The 22,364-nt window shown below is 61.8% G+C and carries 16 protein-coding genes; 5 read left to right on the forward strand and 11 right to left on the reverse strand.

From position 1 onward, the window contains the following. Positions 1-17: 17 nt before the first annotated feature. On the reverse strand, positions 18-974 hold the full coding sequence (gene cmoB, locus APH35_RS00750) for a tRNA 5-methoxyuridine(34)/uridine 5-oxyacetic acid(34) synthase CmoB (protein WP_060514042.1): 957 nt from the start codon (positions 972-974) through the stop codon (positions 18-20). Further along, on the reverse strand, positions 971-1,714 hold the full coding sequence (gene cmoA / locus APH35_RS00755) for a carboxy-S-adenosyl-L-methionine synthase CmoA (RefSeq protein WP_041166579.1): 744 nt from the start codon (positions 1,712-1,714) through the stop codon (positions 971-973). The genes cmoB and cmoA overlap by 4 nt, the downstream gene beginning before the upstream one ends. A 202-nt stretch (positions 1,715-1,916) precedes the next feature. On the opposite strand from cmoA, the gene APH35_RS00760 reads away from it, so the two are divergent. After that, positions 1,917-3,107: an alpha-xenorhabdolysin family binary toxin subunit A gene (locus APH35_RS00760; RefSeq protein WP_060494203.1), complete on the forward strand. Its 1,191-nt coding sequence runs from the start codon at positions 1,917-1,919 to the stop codon at positions 3,105-3,107. A gap of 1 nt (position 3,108) precedes the next feature. Beyond that, complete coding sequence (locus APH35_RS00765; protein ID WP_012273918.1) at positions 3,109-4,044, forward strand: alpha-xenorhabdolysin family binary toxin subunit B; 936 nt, start codon at positions 3,109-3,111, stop codon at positions 4,042-4,044. Between the two features lie 6 nt (positions 4,045-4,050). On the opposite strand, the gene APH35_RS00770 is transcribed toward APH35_RS00765, so the two are convergent. From APH35_RS00770 to APH35_RS00790, 5 genes are all read right to left on the reverse strand, one after another. Continuing rightward, positions 4,051-4,443 (reverse strand): protease inhibitor I42 family protein, encoded by a 393-nt coding sequence (locus APH35_RS00770; protein ID WP_012273917.1) that lies wholly within the window; start codon positions 4,441-4,443, stop codon positions 4,051-4,053. A 108-nt stretch (positions 4,444-4,551) separates the two neighbouring features. Beyond that, entirely contained in the window at positions 4,552-6,969 is a 2,418-nt protein-coding gene (lon, locus tag APH35_RS00775) for an endopeptidase La (RefSeq protein ID WP_060514043.1), read from the reverse strand. Between the two features lie 210 nt (positions 6,970-7,179). Continuing rightward, positions 7,180-9,591 carry a glucose/quinate/shikimate family membrane-bound PQQ-dependent dehydrogenase gene (locus APH35_RS00780; protein ID WP_060514044.1) on the reverse strand — a complete coding sequence of 804 codons (2,412 nt, stop codon included), beginning with the start codon at positions 9,589-9,591 and terminating at the stop codon, positions 7,180-7,182. Between the two features lie 29 nt (positions 9,592-9,620). After that, positions 9,621-10,955, reverse strand: a complete 1,335-nt coding sequence (locus tag APH35_RS00785) for a carbohydrate porin (protein WP_012273914.1) — start codon at positions 10,953-10,955, stop codon at positions 9,621-9,623. Positions 10,956-11,173: 218 nt separating this feature from the next. Further along, entirely contained in the window at positions 11,174-13,222 is a 2,049-nt protein-coding gene (locus APH35_RS00790) for a TonB-dependent receptor (RefSeq protein ID WP_060514045.1), read from the reverse strand. A gap of 164 nt (positions 13,223-13,386) precedes the next feature. On the opposite strand from APH35_RS00790, the gene APH35_RS00795 reads away from it, so the two are divergent. Continuing rightward, complete coding sequence (locus tag APH35_RS00795) at positions 13,387-13,608, forward strand: VF530 family DNA-binding protein (protein ID WP_003252112.1); 222 nt, start codon at positions 13,387-13,389, stop codon at positions 13,606-13,608. 1 nt (position 13,609) lies between these two features. Further along, a complete protein-coding gene (locus APH35_RS00800) occupies positions 13,610-14,245 on the forward strand; it encodes a Pr6Pr family membrane protein (protein ID WP_060493340.1) in 636 nt (211 codons plus the stop codon). A 57-nt stretch (positions 14,246-14,302) separates the two neighbouring features. Here APH35_RS00800 and APH35_RS00805 read toward each other — a convergent pair whose 3' ends face one another. From APH35_RS00805 to APH35_RS00815, 3 genes are all read right to left on the reverse strand, one after another. Beyond that, positions 14,303-15,064, reverse strand: coding sequence for a siderophore-interacting protein (locus tag APH35_RS00805; RefSeq protein ID WP_060514046.1), 762 nt, complete (start codon positions 15,062-15,064; stop codon positions 14,303-14,305). Next, positions 15,057-15,602, reverse strand: coding sequence for a PadR family transcriptional regulator (locus APH35_RS00810; protein WP_012273910.1), 546 nt, complete (start codon positions 15,600-15,602; stop codon positions 15,057-15,059). The genes APH35_RS00805 and APH35_RS00810 overlap by 8 nt, the downstream gene beginning before the upstream one ends. Positions 15,603-15,691: 89 nt before the next feature. After that, positions 15,692-18,841, reverse strand: a complete 3,150-nt coding sequence (locus APH35_RS00815) for a transglycosylase domain-containing protein (RefSeq protein ID WP_012273909.1) — start codon at positions 18,839-18,841, stop codon at positions 15,692-15,694. 420 nt (positions 18,842-19,261) lie between these two features. On the opposite strand from APH35_RS00815, the gene APH35_RS00820 reads away from it, so the two are divergent. Beyond that, entirely contained in the window at positions 19,262-20,680 is a 1,419-nt protein-coding gene (locus APH35_RS00820; protein WP_012273908.1) for an amino acid permease, read from the forward strand. A 40-nt stretch (positions 20,681-20,720) separates the two neighbouring features. Here APH35_RS00820 and APH35_RS00825 read toward each other — a convergent pair whose 3' ends face one another. Next, positions 20,721-22,340: an FMN-binding glutamate synthase family protein gene (locus tag APH35_RS00825; RefSeq protein ID WP_060493338.1), complete on the reverse strand. Its 1,620-nt coding sequence runs from the start codon at positions 22,338-22,340 to the stop codon at positions 20,721-20,723. Positions 22,341-22,364: the final 24 nt, after the last annotated feature.

The raw sequence follows: 22,364 nt of genomic DNA on the forward strand, positions 1-22,364 counted from the left end.
CCAGACGGGCGCCTTTTTTATTTGCGCGCCAGCAGGGTGGCGCGGCGTGGGGCCGGTAGGCCTTCGAGGGTTTTGCTATGGTCGTTCGGGTCGAGGAAGTCGCCCAGCGACTGGTAGCGCATCCACTCGGTGCTGCGCTGCTCCTCGACGCTGGTGACACTCACGTCGACGCAGCGTACATCGCTGAAGCCGGCACGGCGCAACCAGCGGGCCAGGGCCGGTACCGACGGCAGGTACCAGACGTTGCGCATCTGTGCGTAACGGTCCTCTGGCACCAGCACCTGGTTTTCGTCGCCTTCGATCACCAGGGTTTCCAGCACCAGCTCGCCACCTTTGACCAGGCAGTCCTTGAGCGCCAGCAGGTGCTCGATGGGCGAGCGGCGGTGGTAGAACACACCCATGGAAAATACCGTGTCGAAACCTTCCAGGTTGGCGGGCAGGTCCTCCAGGGCGAACGGCAGGTGCCAGGCTGGCAGCTCCGGCAGGTACTGTTGCACGGCCTGGAACTGGCAGAAGAACAGCCAGTTGGGGTCGACGCCAATCACCATGTCGGCACCGGCACCGAGCATGCGCCACTGGTAGTAGCCATTGCCACAGCCAACGTCGAGCACGCGCTTGCCCTTGAGGTCCAGGTGCGGGCTTACCCGCGACCATTTCCAGTCCGAATGCCACTCGGTGTCCACATGCACGCCAAACAGGTCGAACGGCCCTTTGCGCCAAGGCGACAGGCCCATCAGTGCCTGGCGCATCTGCGCGCGGGTGGCGTCGTCGCAGTCGCAGTCCAGGCGTAGCCCGTTGACCAGGTCTATTTCGCTGGGTTGCAGGGTGGGCAGGGCTTGGAGTGCACCGCGCCAGCGGTCGAGGTCACCGTGGCCCTTTTCCAGCTTGGCTTCCAGTTGCGCTTGCAGGCCTTGCGACCAGGAAGCCAGGGGCGTACCCGCCAGGCGGCGGACGAGAGGGGACAGATCGATCATGGCAGGGCTATCAACGAGGCGAAGTTAAGGCATTGGAACCAGGGCACCACTTTCGAGAAGCCGGCAGCGCGCAGGCGCTCCTGATGGGCTTCGAGCGTATCGGGCCTCATCACGTTTTCAATGGCGCTGCGCTTCTGGGCAATTTCCAGTTCGCTGTAGCCATTGGCCCGCTTGAAGTCCAGGTGCAGTTCATTGAGCAGATCCTGCTCTTGCTCATCAGCGAAGCGCAGTTTCTCCGAAAGGATCAGTGCGCCACCCGGCAGCAGCGCCTGGCGGATACGCCCGAGCAGTTCCAGGCGTTGGTCGGGGGCGATGAACTGCAGGGTGAAGTTCATCGCCACCACCGAGGCGGGCTCGAAGGGCAGGGCAAGGATATCGGCTTCCAGCACTTGCACCGGCAGCAACTCCTGGAACATCGAGTCCTGGGCGGTGAGGTACTGGCGGCAGCGCTCGACCATGGCGGCGGAGTTGTCCACCGCGATCACCCTGCAGCCATCGCTGCGTACATGGCGACGCAGCGACTGGGTGACGGCACCCAGTGAGGCACCCAAGTCGTACAACGCGGTGTTTGGCTGGGCGAATCGTGCGGCCAGCACGCCGAGGTTCTCGACGATGGTGGGGTAACCGGGCACCGAGCGCTTGATCATGTCCGGGAACACGCGCACCACGTCTTCGTTGAACACGAAGTCGGGCACCTGCTCCAGGGGTTGGGCGAAAAGGCGGTCGGGTTGTTTGCTCACGGCGGGCTCGATACAGGGTGAAACGGGGGCGCATTTTATCCCAATGGCCACGCATCTTGCCATGGTAATGCTCAGGGACGGAAGGTTCATGCCGAGGTTAAAGAACTTTCCCACAGCGTTAAGTTACAGCGCTTAATGAATTGAGTACGGTTCAAGTGGAAGCTTTGAGTGCAATTAATTTATTGGCTTTATGGATTGAACTATGAATGTAACGACTGGGTGGGAAGCGCTGCCCGTAGATGAACTTGACCCCATGGCCAAGGTGAAAATGCTGCCGGAGCGCTACTTTTCATTTCTTGGAAATCGGATGGGCAACAGTCAGCAAATCGGAAGTTTACTGACGGCCGAGAACCTTAAAGCTATCAAGAAATACGTCAATGTCGTCAATCAGCTACCCCGTACGCAGGCAGAGATTGAACGGGAGGTCGACTACGGTGCTCTAGGGGTTGATGTGACGATGGTCAATGACCTTTATGTTGCGTTGCACCGGCATGTCTATGAATGGGACATACTGGAGCGCAGTATCAAGCAGTTAGGTCCTGAAATTGAATTGTTTGCTGAAAGCCTGGTGCAGCGCGGCGGTAACTTGCTGGATAACCTTGAAAATAGCGAGGTTTTCGCAGCACTCAAAAAGCGCAAGGCTGAGCAAGGGGGTAATGTCTACACGCAGGAGTTCAGTGAGGAAGAGCAAGCTCAGATCACAAACCTGCTCACACCTGGCATCACTGAGCTGGTCAGAGAAATCGAAAGCACTCAGCGGCGAATCGATGATGTCGATGCGCGTGCCAACTGGTTCAACAATGAAATAAAACGTGAGCTCAAACCGCGCATGGGGCGCTTGCTGAAGCACTTCGATGAGAAGGTGTCCCCTGAGGGAACCCTGGAGAAACGCAGGCAGCTCGATCAATGGGATGAGCAGATCGATCAATTGAAGTCCGAGTACGATGCCAATGTGGGTTATGCGTTCACCGGTATGGTGTTAGGGCCGATTGGTCTGGTTATCACCGGGGGCGTTTTCGGCAGCCAGGCGGAACGCATCAGGGCCACGAAGAATGCGTTGATTGAACAGCGCGATGAGCTGGCGCGTGCGTTGGCCATGGTGGCGCCTGCCTTGAAAGACTTCGAGCGCGTTTCGACGCTGGTCAGGGACTTGCAGTTCAGATGCAAAGATCTGTCGGCGGCGACCAAGCGCTTGGCCGATGTCTGGTTGTTCCTTGCCTCGTATGCCAGTACCTCGGTCAGTGAAGCCAAGGAACTGGGTACGATCACCCAGCTCGAGTCCTTCGTGCATGATTTTTCCGAAGTCATAAAACCGTGGGCCAAGATAGGAAATATCTGCCACACGCTGTCCCAACTGTTCAATGAGCTGGTTGACGAATATGAGGAAGCTTGACATGGATGTTGCCAATATTGAAAACGTCATGCCTGATTTTGTGCGAATGCATAAAGCACAGGGCCAAATATTTCAGCGCCTGGAAAGGTGGGAGATGAACGTGCTTCCAGGGGCACGCGAGCAATTGGATGAATTGCGTGTGCTGTTGCTGGCTGTAGAGCGTGGATTCAAGGAGAGTTTGATAGGGGGTATCACGTTACTGGAGGACCGTGATTTCATTCCGGGTAAGGGAGGAACCGATAATCACCAACGGCTGGCCAGTGTTCTGGACCGCCTGAGCCAGTATCAGGCGCGGCTGGTCGGGAAAAATCTGCGATTGGAACTTTTTTCATTATCGGCGATGGTCGACTCTTTGGAGGCGTTGGCAGAAAAAACGGCCACCCTTGAAGCCCAGTCTGCTTTGTTCGAACAACGGTTGGTACAACTGCGACAACAACGGGCGGATATCGTCCAGGCTATCGAGTTGTTCGAAAAACCTTCGGTTGCCAGTGCACTGAAGGGGCTCATCCCAAGTGATGAAGAAATTGACCAGATAATGGGGTTGATCACAGACCCTAAGTTCGACGCCAATTTGTTCAAGGCGGTGGCGCAAAAGCTTGCCAGCCACGCTGATGCGCTGGAAGGGGCCAGGACATTCAGCGATTTGGGCGAGGCCCGTGCTCGCCTTGATAAAAAAATCGAGGAAGCACTGGGTGACCAACGGCAGGTGCAGCGCCCCCTGCAAACGGCGCGGGATGAGTTGGAAGCGGTCAAGGCTTTGTCAGGTGTCGAACCACTGAAGAATGACTGGCTGCACGAGCTTCGCAAGGTGGAGCTGGAGTGGCAGGCTCGGGCCGTAAAACTCAGCGCGACGATGGACTTGGACACCGCCACGGTCGCGCTGAAAGAGCTCTGCGAATACCTGAAAGCGGTGCAATTGATGTATGACCGCAGTTGATCGCCCTTAGCGGACGATAATCTTGCAGTCGAAGGTTTGCACGGGGGCGACATCAGCAGCCCAAGGCTGCTGGTAGGTCAGAACCAGTTGGGCATCCCCGCTGTTGCTGGCTTGGAAGCGCCAGGTGGAGACACCGGCGCTGCCGACCACACCCTCTTCTTCCGGGGCACTGTACACCTCTGAGCCGACGCTGTGCAGCACGCTTGAGGCTGCATCCTGAACACGCCAGCGGTAGCCGGTGGAGGGGTTGCTGGGCAGGGTCAGGGTCAGGATCTGGCCGACTTGCAGGCGCTTGGGGCACTCGCTTTCCGCGTCCAGATCGACGGGCTGCGAAGGTTGATGTGCGCAGGCAGAAAGCAGGGCGAAGCTCAGGGGAACGAGCAGACGAGGGGCGGTCATGTTGGCTCCGGGGACTGACGATGCCCTGAGGATAACCGATGACCGATAGGTTTTGTGTTGTCAGTGCCGGCCTCATCGCGGGCTTGGCCGCGATGAGGCCGGCGCAGGTCAGAACAGGACTTTGGCTACGTCGGCGAAACGCTTGGCGAAATGCACTGTCAGGCCTTCACGCAGGTAGTCCGGCAGTTCTTCGAAGTCGCCGCGGTTAGGCTCCGGAAGAATCAGTTCGAAAATCTTCTGCCGCCGCGCCGCAATCACCTTCTCGCGCACACCGCCAATTGGCAGCACCTGGCCGGTAAGTGTCAGCTCGCCGGTCATGGCCACACCTTTTTTCGGAGACTGGTCGCGGGCTAGTGAAAGCAAAGCACTGGCCATGGTGATGCCTGCACTCGGGCCGTCCTTGGGCGTAGCACCTTCGGGGACGTGCAAATGGATGAACGCTTCGTTGAAGAAGCTTGGGTCACCCCCAAACTGCTTGAGGTTGGAACTGACGTAGCTGTAGGCAATTTCGGCAGATTCCTTCATCACGTCTCCCAGCTTGCCGGTCAGCTTGAAGCCCCGGTTGAGGGTGTGGATGCGGGTCGCTTCGATCGGCAGTGTGGCGCCGCCCATGCTGGTCCAGGCCAGGCCGGTGATCACGCCTTTGCCAGCCAGTACCTGTTCGCTGCGGAACACCGGTTTGCCCAGTGCTGCCTCCAGGTCCTTGGTGCCAATCTTCAGCTTGGTTTCGGGGGCTTCCAGCAGCTTGACCACGGCCTTGCGCACCAGCTTGCCCAATTGCTTCTCCAACTGGCGAACGCCGGCCTCGCGGGCATAGCCGTCGATCACCAGGCGCAGGGCGCTGTCATTGATGCTGAGGCTGGTCTTGGAAACGCCAGCCTTTTCCAGCTGTTTGGGCCACAGGTGGCGTTTGGCGATGGCCAGCTTTTCTTCGGTGATGTAGCCGGACAGGCGGATCACTTCCATGCGGTCGAGCAACGGCCCGGGGATCGAGTCGAGGGTGTTGGCGGTGCACACGAACAGCACCTTGGACAGGTCCAGGCGCAGGTCGAGATAGTGGTCGAGGAAGTCGACGTTCTGCTCCGGGTCTAGGGTTTCCAACAATGCCGAAGCCGGGTCGCCCTGGTAGCTCTGGCCCATCTTGTCGATCTCGTCGAGCATGATCACCGGGTTCATCACTTCGACGTCTTTCAGGGCCTGCACCAGCTTGCCGGGCTGGGCGCCGATGTAGGTGCGGCGATGGCCCTTGATTTCGGCTTCGTCACGCATGCCGCCAACGCTGAAACGGTAGAACGGCCGCCCGAGCGACTCGGCGATGGATTTGCCGATACTGGTCTTGCCCACACCGGGCGGGCCCACCAGCAGCACGATCGAGCCGCTGATTTCGCCTTTCCAGGCGCCCACGGCGAGGAACTCGAGGATGCGCTCCTTGATGTCGTCCAGGCCGGCGTGGTACTGGTCGAGCACTTTATGCGCATGCTTGAGGTCGAGCTTGTCCTTGCCGTACACGCCCCACGGCAGGGCGGTGGCCCACTCGAGGTAGTTGCGGGTGACGGCGTATTCGGGCGAGCCGGTTTCGAGGATGGCCAGTTTGCCCATCTCTTCGTCGATGCGCTTGCGCGCCTGGGCCGGCAGTGTCTTGCCCTCCAGGCGTTGCTCGAACTGTTCGAGGTCGGCGCTGCGGTCGTCCTTGGTCAGGCCCAGCTCCTGCTGGATGACCTTGAGCTGTTCCTTGAGGAAGAATTCGCGCTGGTGCTCGCCGATCTGCCGATTGACCTCGGCCGAGATCTCGTTCTGCAGGCGTGCGACTTCCACTTCCTTGCGCAACATCGGCAGGACCTTTTCCATGCGTTTGAGCATGGGTACGCAGTCGAGCACTTCTTGCAGCTGGCTGCCAGTGGCAGAGGTCAGTGCCGCGGCGAAGTCGGTGAGGGGGGAGGGGTCATTGGGGCTGAAGCGGTTGAGGTAGTTCTTGAGCTCTTCGCTGTAGAGCGGATTGAGCGGTAGCAATTCTTTGATCGCATTGATCAGTGCCATACCGTAGGCCTTGACCTCGTCGGTCGGCTCGGTGGGCTGGCGTGGGTATTCGACTTCGACCAGGTAGGGCGGGCGATGGTGCTTGAGCCAGGTGCGGATGCGTACCCGCGTCAGGCCCTGGGCGACGAACTGCAGCTTGCCGTTTTCGCGGCTGGCATGGTGCACCTTGACCAGCGTGCCGTACTGCGGCAGCGCCGAGGTGTCGAAGTGACGGTGGTCTTCTGGCGGGGTGTCCATGAAGAACAGCGCCAGGCAGTGGTCCGGTGACTTGGCGACCAGGTCGAGGGTTTCGGCCCAGGGTTCTTCGTTGACGATGACCGGCAGTACCTGGGCCGGGAAGAACGGGCGGTTGTGGATCGGGATCACATAGACCTTGTCCGGCAGTTGCTGGCCGGGCAGGGCGAGGGCGTGGCTGGTATCGGCCTGGGTGGTGTGTTCGACTTCGCTGTGTTCGTCGGGGTGTTCCGGGAAATCCTGCTGGTCGCTCATGGGGCACCTGCGTAAATGACTATGGTGCTTAGATGGGGCGGGGGGGGATGGGTTTCAATGGTAGACGAAGGCAGCGGGGGAGGGGTTTCATCTTGGCTGGCCTGTGCCGGCCTCTTCGCGGGCAAACCCGCTCCCACAGGTAGAGCACGGTATCTGTAGGAGCGGGCTTGCCCGCGAATGCGGCAGTGCGTTCACTGCCGCAACAAAGGTTTACTCAGCGAGTTTGTAAGCGATGATGTAATCGCCCATTTTGGTACCCAGCGAGCCATGGCCGCCGGCGGTCACCAGCACATACTGCTTGCCATCCTTGCCGGTGTAGCTCATCGGAGTGGCCTGGCCACCCGCTGGCAGGCGGGCACTCCACAGTTCCTTGCCGTTGTTCACGTCATAGGCACGCAGGTACTGGTCGAGGGTGCCGCTGAGGAAGCCGACGCCACCGGCAGTGACGATCGAACCGCCCATGCTCGGCACGCCAACCGGCAGGCCGATCGGTATCGGGGTGCTGTCGCGGGTGGTGCCGTTCTTGTGCTTCCACACCACCTTGTTGGTGAACAGGTCGATGGCGGCGACATAGCCCCAGGCCGGGGCCTGGCACGGTACGCCCAGCGGCGACATGAACGGGTGCATGGTCACCGCGTACGGCGCGCCGGTATTGGGCTGCACGCCGCTGGTCTCGCTTTCGCGCTTGCTGCCTTCGGCTACCTGCTCGCGGGGGACCATCTTCGACACGAATGCCATGTAGTTGGGCGAGGTGAACAGCAGCTGGCGCACCGGGTCGACCGACACGCTGCCCCAGTTGAATACACCCACGTTGCCCGGATAAATCAGCGAACCCTGTTCGGATGGCGGGGTGTACTGGCCTTCGTAGCGCAGTTCGCGGAACTGGATGCGGCACAGCATCTGGTCGAACGGCGTAGCGCCCCACATGGCCTGTTCGGTCAGCTCTGGGCCGAGCAGGTTGAGGTCGGAGCGGGCTTGAGTCGGCGAGGTGTGGTCGCCTTTCACCGCACCCTGTGGGGTAGGGATTTCGCGGATCGGCACGATCGGCGTACCGTCGCGGCGGTCGAGCACGTACAGGCTGCCTTGCTTGGTCGGTACGATGATCGCCGGTTTCACGCCATCGTCGGTCTTCAGGTGCACCAGGGTCGGCTGGCTGCCGACGTCCATGTCCCACAGGTCGTGATGGGTGAACTGGTAGTTCCAGCGCGCCTTGCCGGTGGTCAGGTCAAGGGCGACTACGCCGGCGCTGTACTTCTCGGCACCTGGAGTGCGGTTGGCGCCCCACTGGTCCGGGGTCTGGTTGCCCAGCGGCAGGTAGATCATGCCAAGGTCTTCGTCGACGCTGGCGATTGACCACATGTTGGCCGAGTTGCGGCTGTACATTTTGCCGGCAGCCAATGGCTTGGTGTCGTCCGGGTTGTTGCTGTCCCAGTTCCACACCAGGTGGCCATCGTGCACGTCGTAGGCGCGGATCACCCCGGACGGCTCGTTGGTCGACTCGTTGTCGGTGACGTGGCCACCGATGATCACCAGGTCACGGGTGACCGCGGCAGGCGAGGTGGAGTAATAGCCGCCGGCAGTGAACGGCCCGATGCCGGTGGTGAGATCGATCACACCCTGGTTGGCGAAGCCTTCGCAGACCTTGCCGTTGTCGGCGTTGATGGCGATCAGGCGGGCATCTGCGGTAGGCAGGTACAGGCGGCGCGGGCAGGCCTGGGCCACGGCTTGGCCGGCCTCGGTAATTTTCGGCACAGGGCTGCCGTCGCGACTGACGTAGCGGTTTTCGTCATAGTACGAAACACCACGGCAGGTCATGTGGGCAAAGCCCTTGAACGTGCCGGTCGGGCTCTTGACCTGTGGGTCGTAGCGCCAGATTTCCGCGCCGGTGTCCGGGTCCAGGGCCAGCAGGCGGCTGTGCGCGGTGCAGGCGTAGAGCATGCCGTTGACCTTCAGCGGGGTGTTCTGGTTGGTCAGCTCCACCGGGTCGTTTTCGGTCGGCAGGTCGCCGGTGCGAATACGCCAGGCTTCTTCCAGGCGGTAGGCGTTCTGCGGGGTGATCTGGCGCAGTGGCGAGTAGCGGTCGCCATGTTCGGTGCGGCCATAGGCCTGCCATTCGCCGTCGGGCATCGCCGGGGCGGCGCTGGCCATTTCGCTGCTTTCGCGGCCCAGTTCGCCGAACACTTCACCGGGGTGGGTGAACTGGCTGCCCAGCGCGCAAGCGCCCGAAGCGACCACTGCCACGCTGAGCAGTGCTGTATTGGCTTTGCTGGCTGGGCCGATCAGCGGGCGACGTGCCCACGGCAGCAGCAGCACCACGCCGATGGCGAACCAGATAGCCAGGCGCGGTACCAGTTGCCACCAGTCCAGGCCTACCTCGAGCAGGGCCCACACGGTGCTGCCCAACAGCACCAGGCCATACAGGCCCAGGGCGATGCGGCGCTGGGCCAGCAGCAGGATGCCCGAGAGGGCAAAACCGATACCGGCGATCAGGTAGTACAGCGATCCGCCCAGCTGGCTCAGCTTGATACCGCCAGCCAGCAGGGCCAGGCCCATCAGCAACAGCAGCGCGCCCATCAGGCGCGGTAGCCAGCGGCTTCCTTGGTTGGCACCTTCAGTGCTCATCGTAGGTTCTCCGTCAGGTCAAGAAAGGGTTAGAAACTGCTTTGGATCTTCAGGCCGCCGATCAGGGCGCCATCGACCTGCGACACCCCGCCCGGGTGGCGGATGTACTGCAGGTTGGGGCGTACCGTGAGCCAGTCGGCCAAATGGATGCCGTAATACAGCTCGGCGCTGTATTCGGTGTCCTGCACGGGCAGGAAGCCGGGGTTGTCGTAGTCGTCGAGGCCGGCAGCCTGGTTGGCCAGGCGGGCGTTCTTGCGGTAGGCAGGGTTGACGTGCACACGGGCCAGGGCGAAACCGATGTCGTCCTTGGCGCGGGCGTCGAAGGGCCCTTTGTATACCAGCCCTGTCTGTACATAGTTGTCGATGGCATTGGTCTTCTTGTCGTGCACCGTGGCGTTGGCGAACAGGCTCAGCCCACGCGACTGGTCGGACGCCAGCGAGGTCACCTGCTGCTGGGCGCCGAGCCACAAGCCGTGCTTGCTCGAGCTGCTGCGGTAGGCGGCGCCGCTGAGGGCTGCCGGCTGACCGTTGCTGTCCTTGAGAACATCTTGTGCCTTGGCATTACTGTAGTAGTAGCCGGCGCGATATTCCCCTTTCAGGCCTTGGATACGCGGGCTCCATACCAGTTCGACCGGCATTACCGCGCCCTGGGTGCCGCTGCCGCTGAGCTTGAAGCCATTGCCCGATTCGAGGTTGGAGGGGTTTTGCTCGAATACGCCGACCTGGGCGTACAGCTCAGGGGTGAGGTTGTAGCGCACGCGCAGGGCCCACTGGCTGACTGGCCAGTTGTACCAGATGCCACCCACCCAGTTGCCCACCTGCGAGCCGCAGAAGGCCAGGTTCTGGAAGTCGCAAGGGAAGCTGTTGAAGTCCTCGCCTTCACCGAAGCGGCCGAATTTCACATCCAGCGCGCCATCGAAGTACTTCTGCTTGATCCACATCTGCGTCAGCCGCCAGGTTTCACCGCGGCCCCAGACTTCCTGGGCCGAGGTGAAACCGCCAACGCGCGGGTCGTTGATGCGGTCGTTGCTGATGTTGTCGCCGTGGCGTTCGGTGACGGTCAGCTGGAATTCGGTGGCGTGCCAGCCGAGGATCTTTTCCAGGTCCAGGTGGCTGCCAAAGGTGAACTGGTCGCTGTAGCGCGCGGTACGGTCGTGGTCGTAACCGCCGTGCAGGTTGCTGCCCATCTCGCCGGTATAGCCGAGGGTAAAGTCGTAGCCTTGTTCCAGTAATTGGCTACGGGTGCCGCCCCAGTCTCCGAGCATCCACGGGGAGTCGCTGGCGAACATTTCGCTGGCGCTGGCGGGTGTCGCCAAGGCGCCAAGGGCAAGGCCGATGTAACAGGTTTTGGGCAGTTGAAACATGAGATAGCGCTATCTTTTGATTATTGAAAAAACGGCAAGCGCATCGAAGGGCCAGGCCTTCAATGGATATGGCGACAAGATGGTTTCGGTGAAGCGATTCAGCTTCAGGCGGGGAGGATATAGCGGAAGTTGTAAGAAAAAAAGACAATTTGTCGCAGTTGATTGTTGCCCATTGGGTAACAGTCTTAAAAAAAGGGCTGCAGCGCAGCCCCATGATTTCAGAAGGTGGTACGCAACCCGACCTCCACACTCCGCCCCGGCGCCGGCGCGATATCGCGCAGGATCGAGCTGGCGTAGCGCACGGTCTGGTCGGTCAGGTTTTCACCGCGTACAAATGCCAGCCACTGGCTCTGGCCAACTTCGAAGCGGTAGCCAACGCTGGCCCCCAGTGTGGTATAGCCCTCGGTGCTGGTTTCGTTGGCCGGCTTGCGATGTTGCGATGCTGCATGTTGCACATCTACCCGCGCTTGCCAGCGGTCGAGCTCCCAGACCAGGCCGCTGTTCAGGCGCAGTGGGGCGATACGGGGCAGCGGCTCGCCACTGTCGAGGTTCTTGGCCCGGGTGTAGTCACCGGACAACTCCAGGGCGAAGCTGCCGTAACGGTTCTCGACCAGTTGCCAGCGGTCCTGGGCCTCGATGCCGTAGAAGCGTGCCCGCACGCCTTGGTACTGGTATTCCGGGAAGCCCTCATGGCCATGATCGTGGTCGTGGTCATCCTCGTCGTGGTCGTGGTCATGCCCGCCCTCGCGGGTGTTGCCGGTGCCGATCAGGCCGATGTAGTTGCGAAAGTGGCTATAGAACACCCCGACACTGCCTTTATGGGTGCCATTGTCGAAGCGCAGCGCCAGGTCAGCGGAAATGGCCTTTTCCTTGTTCAAGCTGGCATCGCCGACTTCAAAGGCGCCGGTGGCCACGTGCGCACCATTGGCGTACAGCTCGTAGAAGGTCGGCGCGCGCTCGGTGTAGCCGAGGTTGGCGGCCAGCGACCAGATCGGGTCGAGCTGGTACACCGCCCCCGAAGACAGGCTGAACGCGTTGAAGCTGCTGGCACTGTCGGCGTCGACGAAGTTTTCGTTACCTTTGGCGTCCGGGTCGACCCGGGTGTGCTCCATGCGTGCGCCCAGGCTCAGGTTCAGGCGTTCCGTGGCCTGCCACTGCTCGAGCATGAACAGCGCCAGGCTGTCGGTATTGGTGTGCGGGACGAAGGCCTCCTCACCCAGGGCGGAGAACTCGTTGCGGCTGACCTGAGCACCCACCACACCCTCCACCGGCCCGAGTGGTTGGTGGCGGGCTTCGATGCGCGCTTCGTAGCCTTTGTTCTTGAAGGTGGTGTGGACTTCGCCTTCTTCGATTTCGCTGTGTTCGTAGTCGGTGTAGCCGGCATCGACCTTGACCGAGCTGAACGGGCCGTCAAGGTCGCGCAGCTCGGAGGCGAAGGCGTAGTGGTCCTGCTGCATGTCCAGGCGCACACCGGGTTCGGCCACCGAGCCGTAGTTGCTGTCGTAACGGCTGTACGACAGGCCGGCGTAACCGTGGTCCCAGTGATAGGCACCGCCTACCGCGCCACCGTCCTGGCGGCCGTCGCTGTTTTCCAGGCGGTGCTTGCTACCCGGCTCATCGGCATCGCGCACCTTGGCACTGCGGGCGTAGCCGGGAATACGCAGGTCGTTGAACTGGCGGCTGTTGGCGTCCAGGTGCAGGGCGAAGGCACCGTTGCCGGCCTCCAGCTTGCCGGCGCTGCTGCGGGTAGTATCGGCGCCGCCATAGCGCAGCTCACCGGCACCGTGGATGCCTTCGATCGGCGAATCCGGGATGCGGTTGTCGAACGTGTTGACTACCCCGCCAATGGCGTTGCCGCCGTAGAGCAAGGCGGCGGGGCCGCGGACGATCTCGACGCGGTCAACGGTGACCGGGTCCAGCGGTACAGCGTGGTCATAGGACAGCGATGAGGCATCCAGGGCACCGACGCCATTGCGCAGGATGCGAATGCGGTCGCCGTCCAGGCCGCGGATCACCGGGCGGCTGGCGCCAGGGCCGAACCAGGTAGAGGCGACACCGGGCTGCTTGTTCAGGGTTTCACCGAGGCTACCGTGCTGTTGTCGCAGCAGGTTTTCGCCTTCGAGCACGGTGCTGGGGGCGGCCAGCTGGCGGTTGCCCAACGGGTTGGCGGTGATGACCTGGGGTTCGAGTTCCACGGCCTGGCTGGGCGGCGCAGCCAGCCAGAGCGCGACGGCAAGGGGGGAGAGGCGAAGCGGTGAGTACAGCATGGGGATGGGGCGTTCCTTGGCAGATGCTTTATTAGTGTTACAACATAACATAACTATTTCAGCACAGTGGTTTTGCCCCTGGCCAGCATTTTTTCTGTCGACTCGACGGATCCCACCCACCACTACACTCGTGTAAGGTGCGCATCTTTCCTACGGAGCACAGCATGAGCACGGCCCAACATAACGCGCTGCACGGCAAGACCCTCGAACAGATCCTCACCGAGCTGGTGGCGCACTACCAATGGCAGGGCCTGGCCGAGCGCATTGATGTGCGCTGCTTCAAGAGCAACCCGACCATCAAGTCGAGCCTGACCTTTCTGCGCAAGACACCGTGGGCGCGGGAAAAGGTCGAGCAGCTGTATGTGAAGCTGCAGCGTCAGGCCTGACATGCTGCGTCGTCCTTGGCTGGCCGGCATGGCGGTGCTGGGCTGGTTCGGTCTGGCCGTGCAGGTGTACCTGGTACTGTTGGCGCGCTGGCAAGAACAGGCCAGCCTGATTGGCGGCCTGATCAATGTGTTCGGCTACTTCACCGTGCTGACCAACACGTTGGTGGCAACGGTGCTCAGCTATGCGGCGTTCGGCCACGAAGGCCGTGGCAAGCGGTTTTTCCTGTCACCCTCGGTGAGCTCCGCAGTGGCCGCCAGCATCGTGCTGGTGGCGCTGGCCTACAGTGTGTTGCTGCGCCACTTGTGGCAACCGCAGGGCTGGCAATGGCTGGCGGACGAGTTGCTGCACGACGTGATGCCGGTGCTGTATGCCTTGTACTGGTGGCGCGAGGTGCCCAAGGGCAGGCTGCGGCTAGGGCACCTGGCACTGTGGGCGGTGTACCCGACGGTTTATTTCGGCTATGCGTTGTGGCGTGGAAGCGAGATTGGCGTGTATGCCTACCCGTTCATCGATGTGGCGAGCCTTGGGTATGGGCAGGTGATGCTCAATGCCCTGGGGGTGCTGGTGGGGTTCTGGGGAATCGGGCTGGTATTGCTGGGGGTGGATCGGTGGCGTGGGTTGCGCAAATTTGCTTAGCCTGTGCTGGCCTTTTCGCGGGTGAACCCGCGAAGAGGCCGTAGCAGGCGATAACCATTACTCGTCGTCCGCAGTCCCGTCGGCACGCCAGTAGGCCGCAGCTTTCAGCGCATCTTCCGGCACCCCTTTCTCCAGCAGCAGCACCTTGGCCTGGCGGGTCAGGGCCTTTTCCAACGCCACCCAGCCATACAACCGGCCTTGCGGCAAGGTCAGGTTCCGCACCAGGGCCAGCAAGTCTTCCTGCTGGCGGCGCACCCAGATGACTTCGACCTGTGCCTTGCTCGGCAACGGCTGGCGCTCCTGCTCGTCTTCGATCTGGATCACCGCCAGCACCTGGCGGCCCGCCGGCAATTCCTCCAGGCGGCGACCAATCGCCGGGATGGCGGTTTCATCACCGATCAACAGGTAGCTGTCGAAAATATCCGGCACCACCAGTGACGCCCGTGGCCCGGCGATGCTCAGGGTATGCCCAGGCGCCGCCTGTGCCGCCCAGGTAGAGGCAGGGCCGTCGCCGTGCAGCACGAAGTCGATGTCCAGCTCGTTGGTCACCAGGTCGATGCGCCGTGGCGTGTATTCGCGCATGGTTGGTCGCGCGCCACCGTCCCGACCCAGATTACGGGCGTCGATGGCCTGTTGTTGCTCCGGCGTTTCGGCAAACAACAACTTGATATGGTCGTCGCTGCCCACGCTGGTGAAGCCTTGCAGTTCGGCACCACCCAGGGTGATGCGGCGCATGCGTGGGGTCAGCTCGGTGACCCGCAATACTTGCAGGCGACGCTGGCGGATCTCGTGGTTGACGCGGTGAATGGTGTCACTCATGGGCAGTCTCCCTGACAGGTTCGGCCGGCCCGGAGGCGATGGCCTTGGCGGTATGGTTGAGCAAGTCGCGGACCCGTTCGATTTCTTCCGGTGTCCAGCGACCGCTGTGCATATGCAGTGCGTGGCGCAGGTTGCCGACCGCTTCATGGATCTCTGGCGGGCGGTCGTGACCGCGCAGGGCGCGTTTGCTGACTTCGATGCGCATGCGCACGCCATCCAAGGCGACAGCCTGTTCGACCAGGGCGCTGCGGCCGGCATCGGTGATGGCGTAGAGGCGCTTGCTACCTTGCACTTGGCCGCTGATCAGCTCGGCTTCTTCAAGAAAGTTCAGCGTTGGGTAGATCACCCCGGGGCTTGGGCTGTAGCTGCCGTCGAACAGGTTTTCGATCTGGCGGATCAGGTCGTAACCGTGGCCGGGCTGTTCGGCCAGCAGGTCCAGCATCAGCAGCTTGAGGTCACCGGGGGCGAAAACGCGTGGGCCGCGCTCACCACGGCCAGGGCGCCGCTCGAAGGGGTCATGGGGGGTGTGTTCGCGCATAAGGATGGGGCTCCGTCGTTTGCGATATATCGTAAGATATTACTCAAGATATATCTAAAGACAAGCCCCTGAATGCAGATGATTATCATCTAGTTCGTCGATATGTTCCCTGTCGGCGGTTGCGTGTGCATGGCAACCTGCGGTGGCTTGCATTCGTTCGGATTGCCCGGCTGCAGGTACGGCATCAGTATCGGTGCCATGCCCTTGAGCACCTGCACCGGCAGTGCCGAGGTAAATTTGAAGGCCTCCGCCGAGCGCCCAGGTACGAAGGCGGTCAATGTGCCGAAGTGGTTGTCGCCCAGGAAGAACACGAAAGTGGCAGTACGGTTCAACGAGCGCGAGCCGATCAGCCGACCGCCGGCACCAAAGCTCTCGATGCGGTTGTCGCCAGTACCGGTCTTGCCGCCCATCACCAGTGGCGTGCCGTCCTGCAGCTTGAAACTGCCAGAAATACGCCGCGCGGTACCTGCATCGACCACCTGCGACATGGCGCCTTTGAGCGCACGCGCCACTTCAACCGGCAGAATCCGCACGCCCCGGTCCGGGTCGGTGACCAGTTTGGTCTCGTAAGGTGTGTTGGCGGCGAAGTGCAGGGTGTCTATGCGCAGGGTTGGCAGGCGAATGCCGTCGTTCTGGATGATCCCGACCAGTTCGGAGAGCGCGGCGGGGCGGTCGCCCGAACTGCCGATGGCGGTGGCCAGCGAGGGCACCAGGTGGTCGAATGGATAGCCCACGCGCTTCCAGCGCTGGTGGATATCGAGGAAGGCTTCAATCTCGACCATGGTGCGGATACGGCTGTCACGGGCGCCCTGGTAGCGGCTCTTGAACAGCCAGCCATACACCTCCTGGCGTTCGAAACGGCTGGCGTTGATCATTTCGGTCAAGGTCGAGCTTGGGCTCTTCAGCAGGTAGCCGAGCAGCCACAAGTCCAGCGGGTGGACCTTGGCGATGTAACCCTGGTCGGGCAAGTCATACTTGCCTGGGCCGTAAGCCTCGTACATCTCTGACAGGCGGCCGTCGGTCAGCTTGCCCAGCACGATCTTGTCACCCTTCAGGTGGGCGCGCACGAAGGCGTTGAACGTTTCCTGGCCGGCCTCGGGGAACAGGTAGCGGTGCACCGCCGCCAACCGCTGCGGGGTCACGCGCATGCTGTCGAGGAAGGTGTCCAGGCGCTGCTGCGAGGTTTTGCGCTGGTACTTCTTCCAGAAACGCATCAGGTAGTTGGTGCCTTCCTTGTCGGCGAAGCGAGCCAGGTATTCTTGGCGGCGTGGGTCTGCGTCGTCCTTGAGCAGCGGCACACGGTTGTACGGCTGCTGGTAGGTCACGTAACGCACCAGGTCGCGCATCAGGCGGATGAACGGCAGGTTGATCGATTCGCGCAGCGCATCCTTGAGTGTCGGGTTGCGGTTGTTGTCTTCCTTGCGGAAGTTGTTGAACACGTGCATGCCGCCGCCTGTGAAGAAGGCTTCACCGGTGTTGGCGGAGTATTTGCGCTCAAGCGCAGCGTCGAGCATGGCATCCAGGCTTTGGTTCTTGCTGTTCTGCGCCAGCCATTCCAGCGACCATTGAGTGATGCGGTCGAGTTCGGCCACGTCGACCTTCTTCAACTCGGCGGCAGGTTTGCCGGCGTATTTGTCGTGCAGCTCGGCGATGATTTCCAGGTAGGTGGTCAGTACCCGCAACTTGGCGGTGGAGCCCAGTTCCAACTTGCTGCCTTCGTTGATGTCGAAGGGCTGGTTGGTGCTGTCGGTCTGCACCCGCACCCGGGAGCCATCGGCGGTGCGCTCGAACAAGGTGAAGCTGTAGCTCACCTGGTCGGTGGTCTTGGCGGTGAGCAGGCGCTCGCCGATCAGGCCCATCTGCGCGGCAAACGCTGGGTCGGCAAGGTTTTTCAGGTACTGGCTGACCTGCAACTGCAGGTCAGCCTGCAAGGTACTGGTGGCCGACACGTCGAGGCGGTCGAGGTCGTACAGCGGGCGGTTGAGCATGGCTGCCAGGCGGTTGCGCGCCAGGCTGATGCCCTTGTTGGTAACGATCGGCACGATGGTCGGTTGCGCTACCCAGTCGCGGTACACCGCCTTGCTGGCCAGTGCGGCATCGGCCAGTGGTTGCTCGATGATTTTGTTGGCGGCGAGCACGCGAATGTGCGCGTCGGTCAGCTCTGCCAGCTCGACCCGGCCTTTGGACAAGTAATGCGAGGGACGGCGCTGGGCAATCATCAGCGACAGCACCTGGCGCAGGGCCAACCCGCGCGCGGCCATGCTTTCGGGGTCGGTGGAGGTGGCGTTCAGGGCCTGGTTGACCTGGTCGAAGTCGGCGCCGTACCACACCCGCAGGCCTTCGGCCATGCCATGTACTTCACCATGCCCAGGCACCGCCGACAGCGGCACGCTGTTGAGGTAGTCGCGCACGATGCGTTGACGTGCCTCGGTGGTGTCAGGGCCGCCCTGGTAGGCACGCACGCTGGCAGAAACCATCTGGCGGATCTTTTCCGCGCCCGACACCGTCAGGCCATCGGGTGAGTGGCGATACTTCTCCAGCTGTGTGGCCAGGGTGCTGCCACCGGCAGACTGGCCGGGCAGGGCCAGGTACTTGGCCACCTGGCTGTAGGCGGCCTTGGCGAAGCGTGGCCAGTCCACGGCCGGGTTGTTACGTGGGTCTTGGGTGTCCAGCAGGTCGCGGTTTTCGATGAACAGCAGGCTGTTCACCATCACCGGCGGGATCGCTGCAAAATCCGGGTACAGGTGCTGTGGGTAGTTGTACTGGTACAGCGTGTCGCCGCGGCAGTCGGTGATCGACAGGCCGGCCTGGATCTTCTCGATATAGGGGGCGAACAGCCCATGATCGACGTAGTTCATCAATGCCGGTGAGAACTTCACCTGTTCGCTGATCAGGTAGTCGCGCTTGAGCAGGCGCGGCAGGAATTCGCCCAGGGCGCTATAGCCAAGGCGTTTGTCGAACGGCCCATCACCTGGGTAGATGATGGCATCGCTGGGGCCGGGCTGCAGCGAGTAGGTCAGCGTACCGGCCAGTTTGCTGAACTCGCGCGATTGCAGCTCGGAGGTACGGAATTCGTCATACGCGGCCACACCGATGGCTACCAGTGCCACCAGCAGGATAAGGATGATCAGCCGCCACCATAGCCGACGCTGACGGGGGGACTTGGGTTGTGGCGTCTCGGCCGGAGGTATCTCGGGTGCTTCCGTTCTGCTTGGTTCCGATTGCCACAGTGCGCCCATAGTCTTCTATCCGGCCAGGTGTTTTCGTCTTGCTTGTCTGAAGCTTAGACGTTGAGCGGGTGAGGTGAAAAATTTGTAGGAGGTGGAGAAAAGCGGCGTAGGGCTATGCGGCTTTGGTGTGGGTTTCTTCATACGGCGATATTGCTATGGTGCCGCGGAGGTTTTGCGGCCGCTGGACGCCTGATCGCAGGCAAGCCAGCGCCCCCAGGCTCGAGAGAACTTGCTGATTATTCCTGTATATACAGCGAAAATCCCTACAAGGGTCTTCCTATACTGCTCGCCCCCTTCGCCTTGCCGGGCGCTCTACTCCGGCACACGGGCCGGCCCACGAGGCCAGCCTGGCAAGCCAACATCACGCCTATCGGCATGGTCGGTGCTGCACGAAGGTCAAATCCAATAACAAAATGAGGTTGTATTGCTATGCCAGTCGGCAACCACTCTGCCCACGGCCAGGCCACTGAAGGCGGCCCGCTCAAGCGCGAACTGGGCGAACGGCACATCCGCCTGATGGCGCTGGGCGCCTGTATCGGTGTCGGTCTTTTCCTCGGTTCGGCCAAGGCTATCGAAATGGCCGGCCCAGCCATCATGTTCTCCTACATCATCGGCGGCCTGGCCATCCTGGTGATCATGCGCGCCTTGGGTGAAATGGCCGTGCACAACCCTGTCGCCGGCTCCTTCAGCCGTTATGCACAGGACTACCTCGGCCCGTTGGCGGGCTTCCTCACCGGTTGGAACTACTGGTTCCTGTGGTTGGTGACCTGCGTTGCCGAAATCACCGCGGTGGCCATCTACATGGGCATCTGGTTCCCCGACGTACCACGCTGGATCTGGGCCCTGGCGGCGCTAGGCAGCATGGGCGCGGTCAACCTGGTGGCGGTGAAGGCCTTCGGTGAATTCGAGTTCTGGTTCGCCCTGATCAAGATCGTCACCATCATTGCCATGGTCATCGGCGGCATTGGCGTCATCGCCTTCGGTTTCGGCAACGACGGTGTGGCCGTCGGTATCTCCAATCTGTGGAGCAATGGCGGCTTCATGCCCAATGGCGTGACTGGCGTGCTGATGTCGTTGCAGATGGTGATGTTCGCCTACCTGGGCGTGGAAATGATCGGCTTGACCGCTGGTGAAGCACGCAACCCGCAAAAGACCATTCCGCAGGCCATCGGCTCGGTGTTCTGGCGCATCCTGCTGTTCTATGTCGGTGCGTTGTTCGTGATCCTGTCGATCTACCCATGGAACGAAATCGGCAGCCAAGGCAGCCCGTTCGTCATGACCTTCGAGCGCCTCGGGATCAAGACCGCTGCCGGCATCATCAACTTCGTGGTCATCACTGCGGCGCTGTCGTCGTGCAACGGCGGTATCTTCAGTACCGGGCGCATGCTCTACAGCCTGGCGCAGAATGGCCAGGCCCCGGCGGCCTTCGCCCGTACGTCGAAGAATGGCGTGCCACGTAATGCCCTGCTGCTGTCGATCGGCGCGTTGCTGCTGGGCGTGCTGGCCAACTACCTGGTGCCGGAAAAGGTCTTCGTCTGGGTGACTTCGATCGCCACCTTCGGTGCGATCTGGACCTGGGTGATGATCCTGCTGGCACAGCTGAAGTTCCGTGCTGGCCTGACTACCGCCGAACGCAAGGCGCTGAAGTACCGCATGTGGCTGTGGCCGCTGAGCTCGTACCTGGCACTGGCCTTCCTGGTGCTGGTGGTCGGCTTGATGGCCTACTTCGAGGATACCCGTGTGGCCCTGTACATCGGCCCGGCGTTCCTGGTGCTGCTGACGGTGTTGTATTACGCGTTCCGTCTGGCACCCAAAGAAGTACAAGGTGTAGCGAGTACCGCTTCCTGATTTGAAGTAGCTGGGGCCGCAAAGCGGCCCCATGGCCCTATCAGGCCGCCACTTCGCTGTGTGGCTCAAAGCTGTCCGCCCGCGCCAGTTGCCACATCCGCGAATAGAACTGCCCATTCACCTCGCCGGTCAGCAACTCACCTGGTTTCAAGAACACATGCATCTGCGAGAACAGCTTGATTTCGGTAGCCGAGATGCGCCGAACCAGGTGCTTGGCTTCCAATTGCGCCGGATGCTCCAGGCCTGCCGCCGCGAGCATTTCAGCCAAGGCACGCAAGGTATTGTGGTGGAAGTTCAGCACCCGCTGCGCCTTGTCCGGCACCACCAGGGCGCGCTGGCGCAGCGGGTCTTGCGTGGCCACGCCGGTCGGGCATTTGTTGGTGTGGCAGCTTTGCGACTGAATGCAGCCAATGGCGAACATGAAGCCACGTGCCGAGTTGGCCCAGTCGGCGCCAATGGCCAGCACGCTGGCGATGTCGAAGGCGCTGACGATCTTGCCGCTGGCACCCAGTTTGATCTTGTCACGCAGGTTCAGGCCGACCAGGGTGTTGTGCACGAACAGCAGGCCTTCACGCAGCGGCACGCCGATATGGTCGGTGAACTCCACGGGCGCCGCGCCGGTGCCACCTTCCTTGCCATCGACGACGATGAAGTCGGGCAGAATGCCGGTTTCCAGCATGGCCTTGGCAATGCCCATGAACTCCCACGGGTGGCCCAGGCAGAACTTGAAGCCCACTGGCTTGCCGCCGGACAGTTCACGCAGTTGGGCGATGAACTGCATCATCTCGATCGGGGTGGAGAACGCGCTGTGGCGTGACGGCGAAATGCAGTCCTCACCCATCAGCACGCCACGGGTTTCGGCAATTTCCTGGGTGACCTTGTGTTTGGGCAGGATGCCGCCGTGGCCGGGTTTGGCGCCCTGGCTCATCTTGATTTCGATCATGCGCACCTGTGGGGTGCGTGCCTGGGCTGCGAAGCGCTCGGGGTCGAAGCGCCCGTCCGGGGTGCGGCAGCCGAAGTAGCCGCTGCCCAGCTCCCACACCAGGTCGCCACCGTGCTCGCGGTGGTACGGGCTGATGCTGCCCTCGCCGGTGTCATGGTGGAAATTGCCCAGCTTGGCGCCTTGGTTGAGCGCGCGGATGGCATTGGCGCTGAGCGAGCCGAAGCTCATGGCCGAAATATTGAAGATCGACGCTGAATACGGCTGGCTGCACTGTGGCCCGCCGACGATGACGCGGAAGCTGGCCGGGTCGGCCAACGGCGCCGGGCGCATGGAGTGGCCGATGAACTCGAAACCGGACTCATAGACGTCGATCAGCGTGCCGAACGGTTTGTCCGAGGCTTCGTTTTTAGCCCGGGCATACACCAGCGAACGCTGGGCGCGCGAGAACGGCAGGGCGTCGCTGTCGGACTCCAACAGGTACTGACGGATTTCCGGGCGAATGGCCTCGACCAGATAGCGGATGTTGCCCAGGATCGGATAGTTGCGACGTACCGCATGGCGCTGCTGCAGCAGGTCGAACACGCCGATCAAGCTGAGGATGCCGGTGGTCAGGGTGAACGGCCACAACCATTCATGGTGGGTGAAAGGCAGGCTCGCCAGGGTGAACAACACACAGGCGGCGAAGAAGGCATAGCGACTGAGAAGTGACAGGCTCATACAGGGTCCTTGCGATGGCGCGGT

It is taken from the genome of Pseudomonas sp. NBRC 111132, from assembly GCF_001320565.1.
In the GTDB taxonomy this organism is placed as follows: domain Bacteria; phylum Pseudomonadota; class Gammaproteobacteria; order Pseudomonadales; family Pseudomonadaceae; genus Aquipseudomonas; species Aquipseudomonas putida_P.

Coding starts and splice junctions, on each gene's coding strand:
- lon (WP_060514043.1), bottom strand. CDS start 6,969: ATGAGCGACCAGCAGGATTTCCCGGAACACCCCGACGAACACAGCGAA.
- APH35_RS00815 (WP_012273909.1), bottom strand. CDS start 18,841: ATGGGCGCACTGTGGCAATCGGAACCAAGCAGAACGGAAGCACCCGAG.
- APH35_RS00810 (WP_012273910.1), bottom strand. CDS start 15,602: ATGCGCGAACACACCCCCCATGACCCCTTCGAGCGGCGCCCTGGCCGT.
- APH35_RS00760 (WP_060494203.1), top strand. CDS start 1,917: ATGAATGTAACGACTGGGTGGGAAGCGCTGCCCGTAGATGAACTTGAC.
- APH35_RS00790 (WP_060514045.1), bottom strand. CDS start 13,222: ATGCTGTACTCACCGCTTCGCCTCTCCCCCCTTGCCGTCGCGCTCTGG.
- APH35_RS00770 (WP_012273917.1), bottom strand. CDS start 4,443: ATGACCGCCCCTCGTCTGCTCGTTCCCCTGAGCTTCGCCCTGCTTTCT.
- APH35_RS00795 (WP_003252112.1), top strand. CDS start 13,387: ATGAGCACGGCCCAACATAACGCGCTGCACGGCAAGACCCTCGAACAG.
- APH35_RS00805 (WP_060514046.1), bottom strand. CDS start 15,064: ATGAGTGACACCATTCACCGCGTCAACCACGAGATCCGCCAGCGTCGC.
- APH35_RS00820 (WP_012273908.1), top strand. CDS start 19,262: ATGCCAGTCGGCAACCACTCTGCCCACGGCCAGGCCACTGAAGGCGGC.
- APH35_RS00765 (WP_012273918.1), top strand. CDS start 3,109: ATGGATGTTGCCAATATTGAAAACGTCATGCCTGATTTTGTGCGAATG.
- cmoB (WP_060514042.1), bottom strand. CDS start 974: ATGATCGATCTGTCCCCTCTCGTCCGCCGCCTGGCGGGTACGCCCCTG.
- APH35_RS00800 (WP_060493340.1), top strand. CDS start 13,610: ATGCTGCGTCGTCCTTGGCTGGCCGGCATGGCGGTGCTGGGCTGGTTC.
- APH35_RS00825 (WP_060493338.1), bottom strand. CDS start 22,340: ATGAGCCTGTCACTTCTCAGTCGCTATGCCTTCTTCGCCGCCTGTGTG.
- APH35_RS00785 (WP_012273914.1), bottom strand. CDS start 10,955: ATGTTTCAACTGCCCAAAACCTGTTACATCGGCCTTGCCCTTGGCGCC.
- APH35_RS00780 (WP_060514044.1), bottom strand. CDS start 9,591: ATGAGCACTGAAGGTGCCAACCAAGGAAGCCGCTGGCTACCGCGCCTG.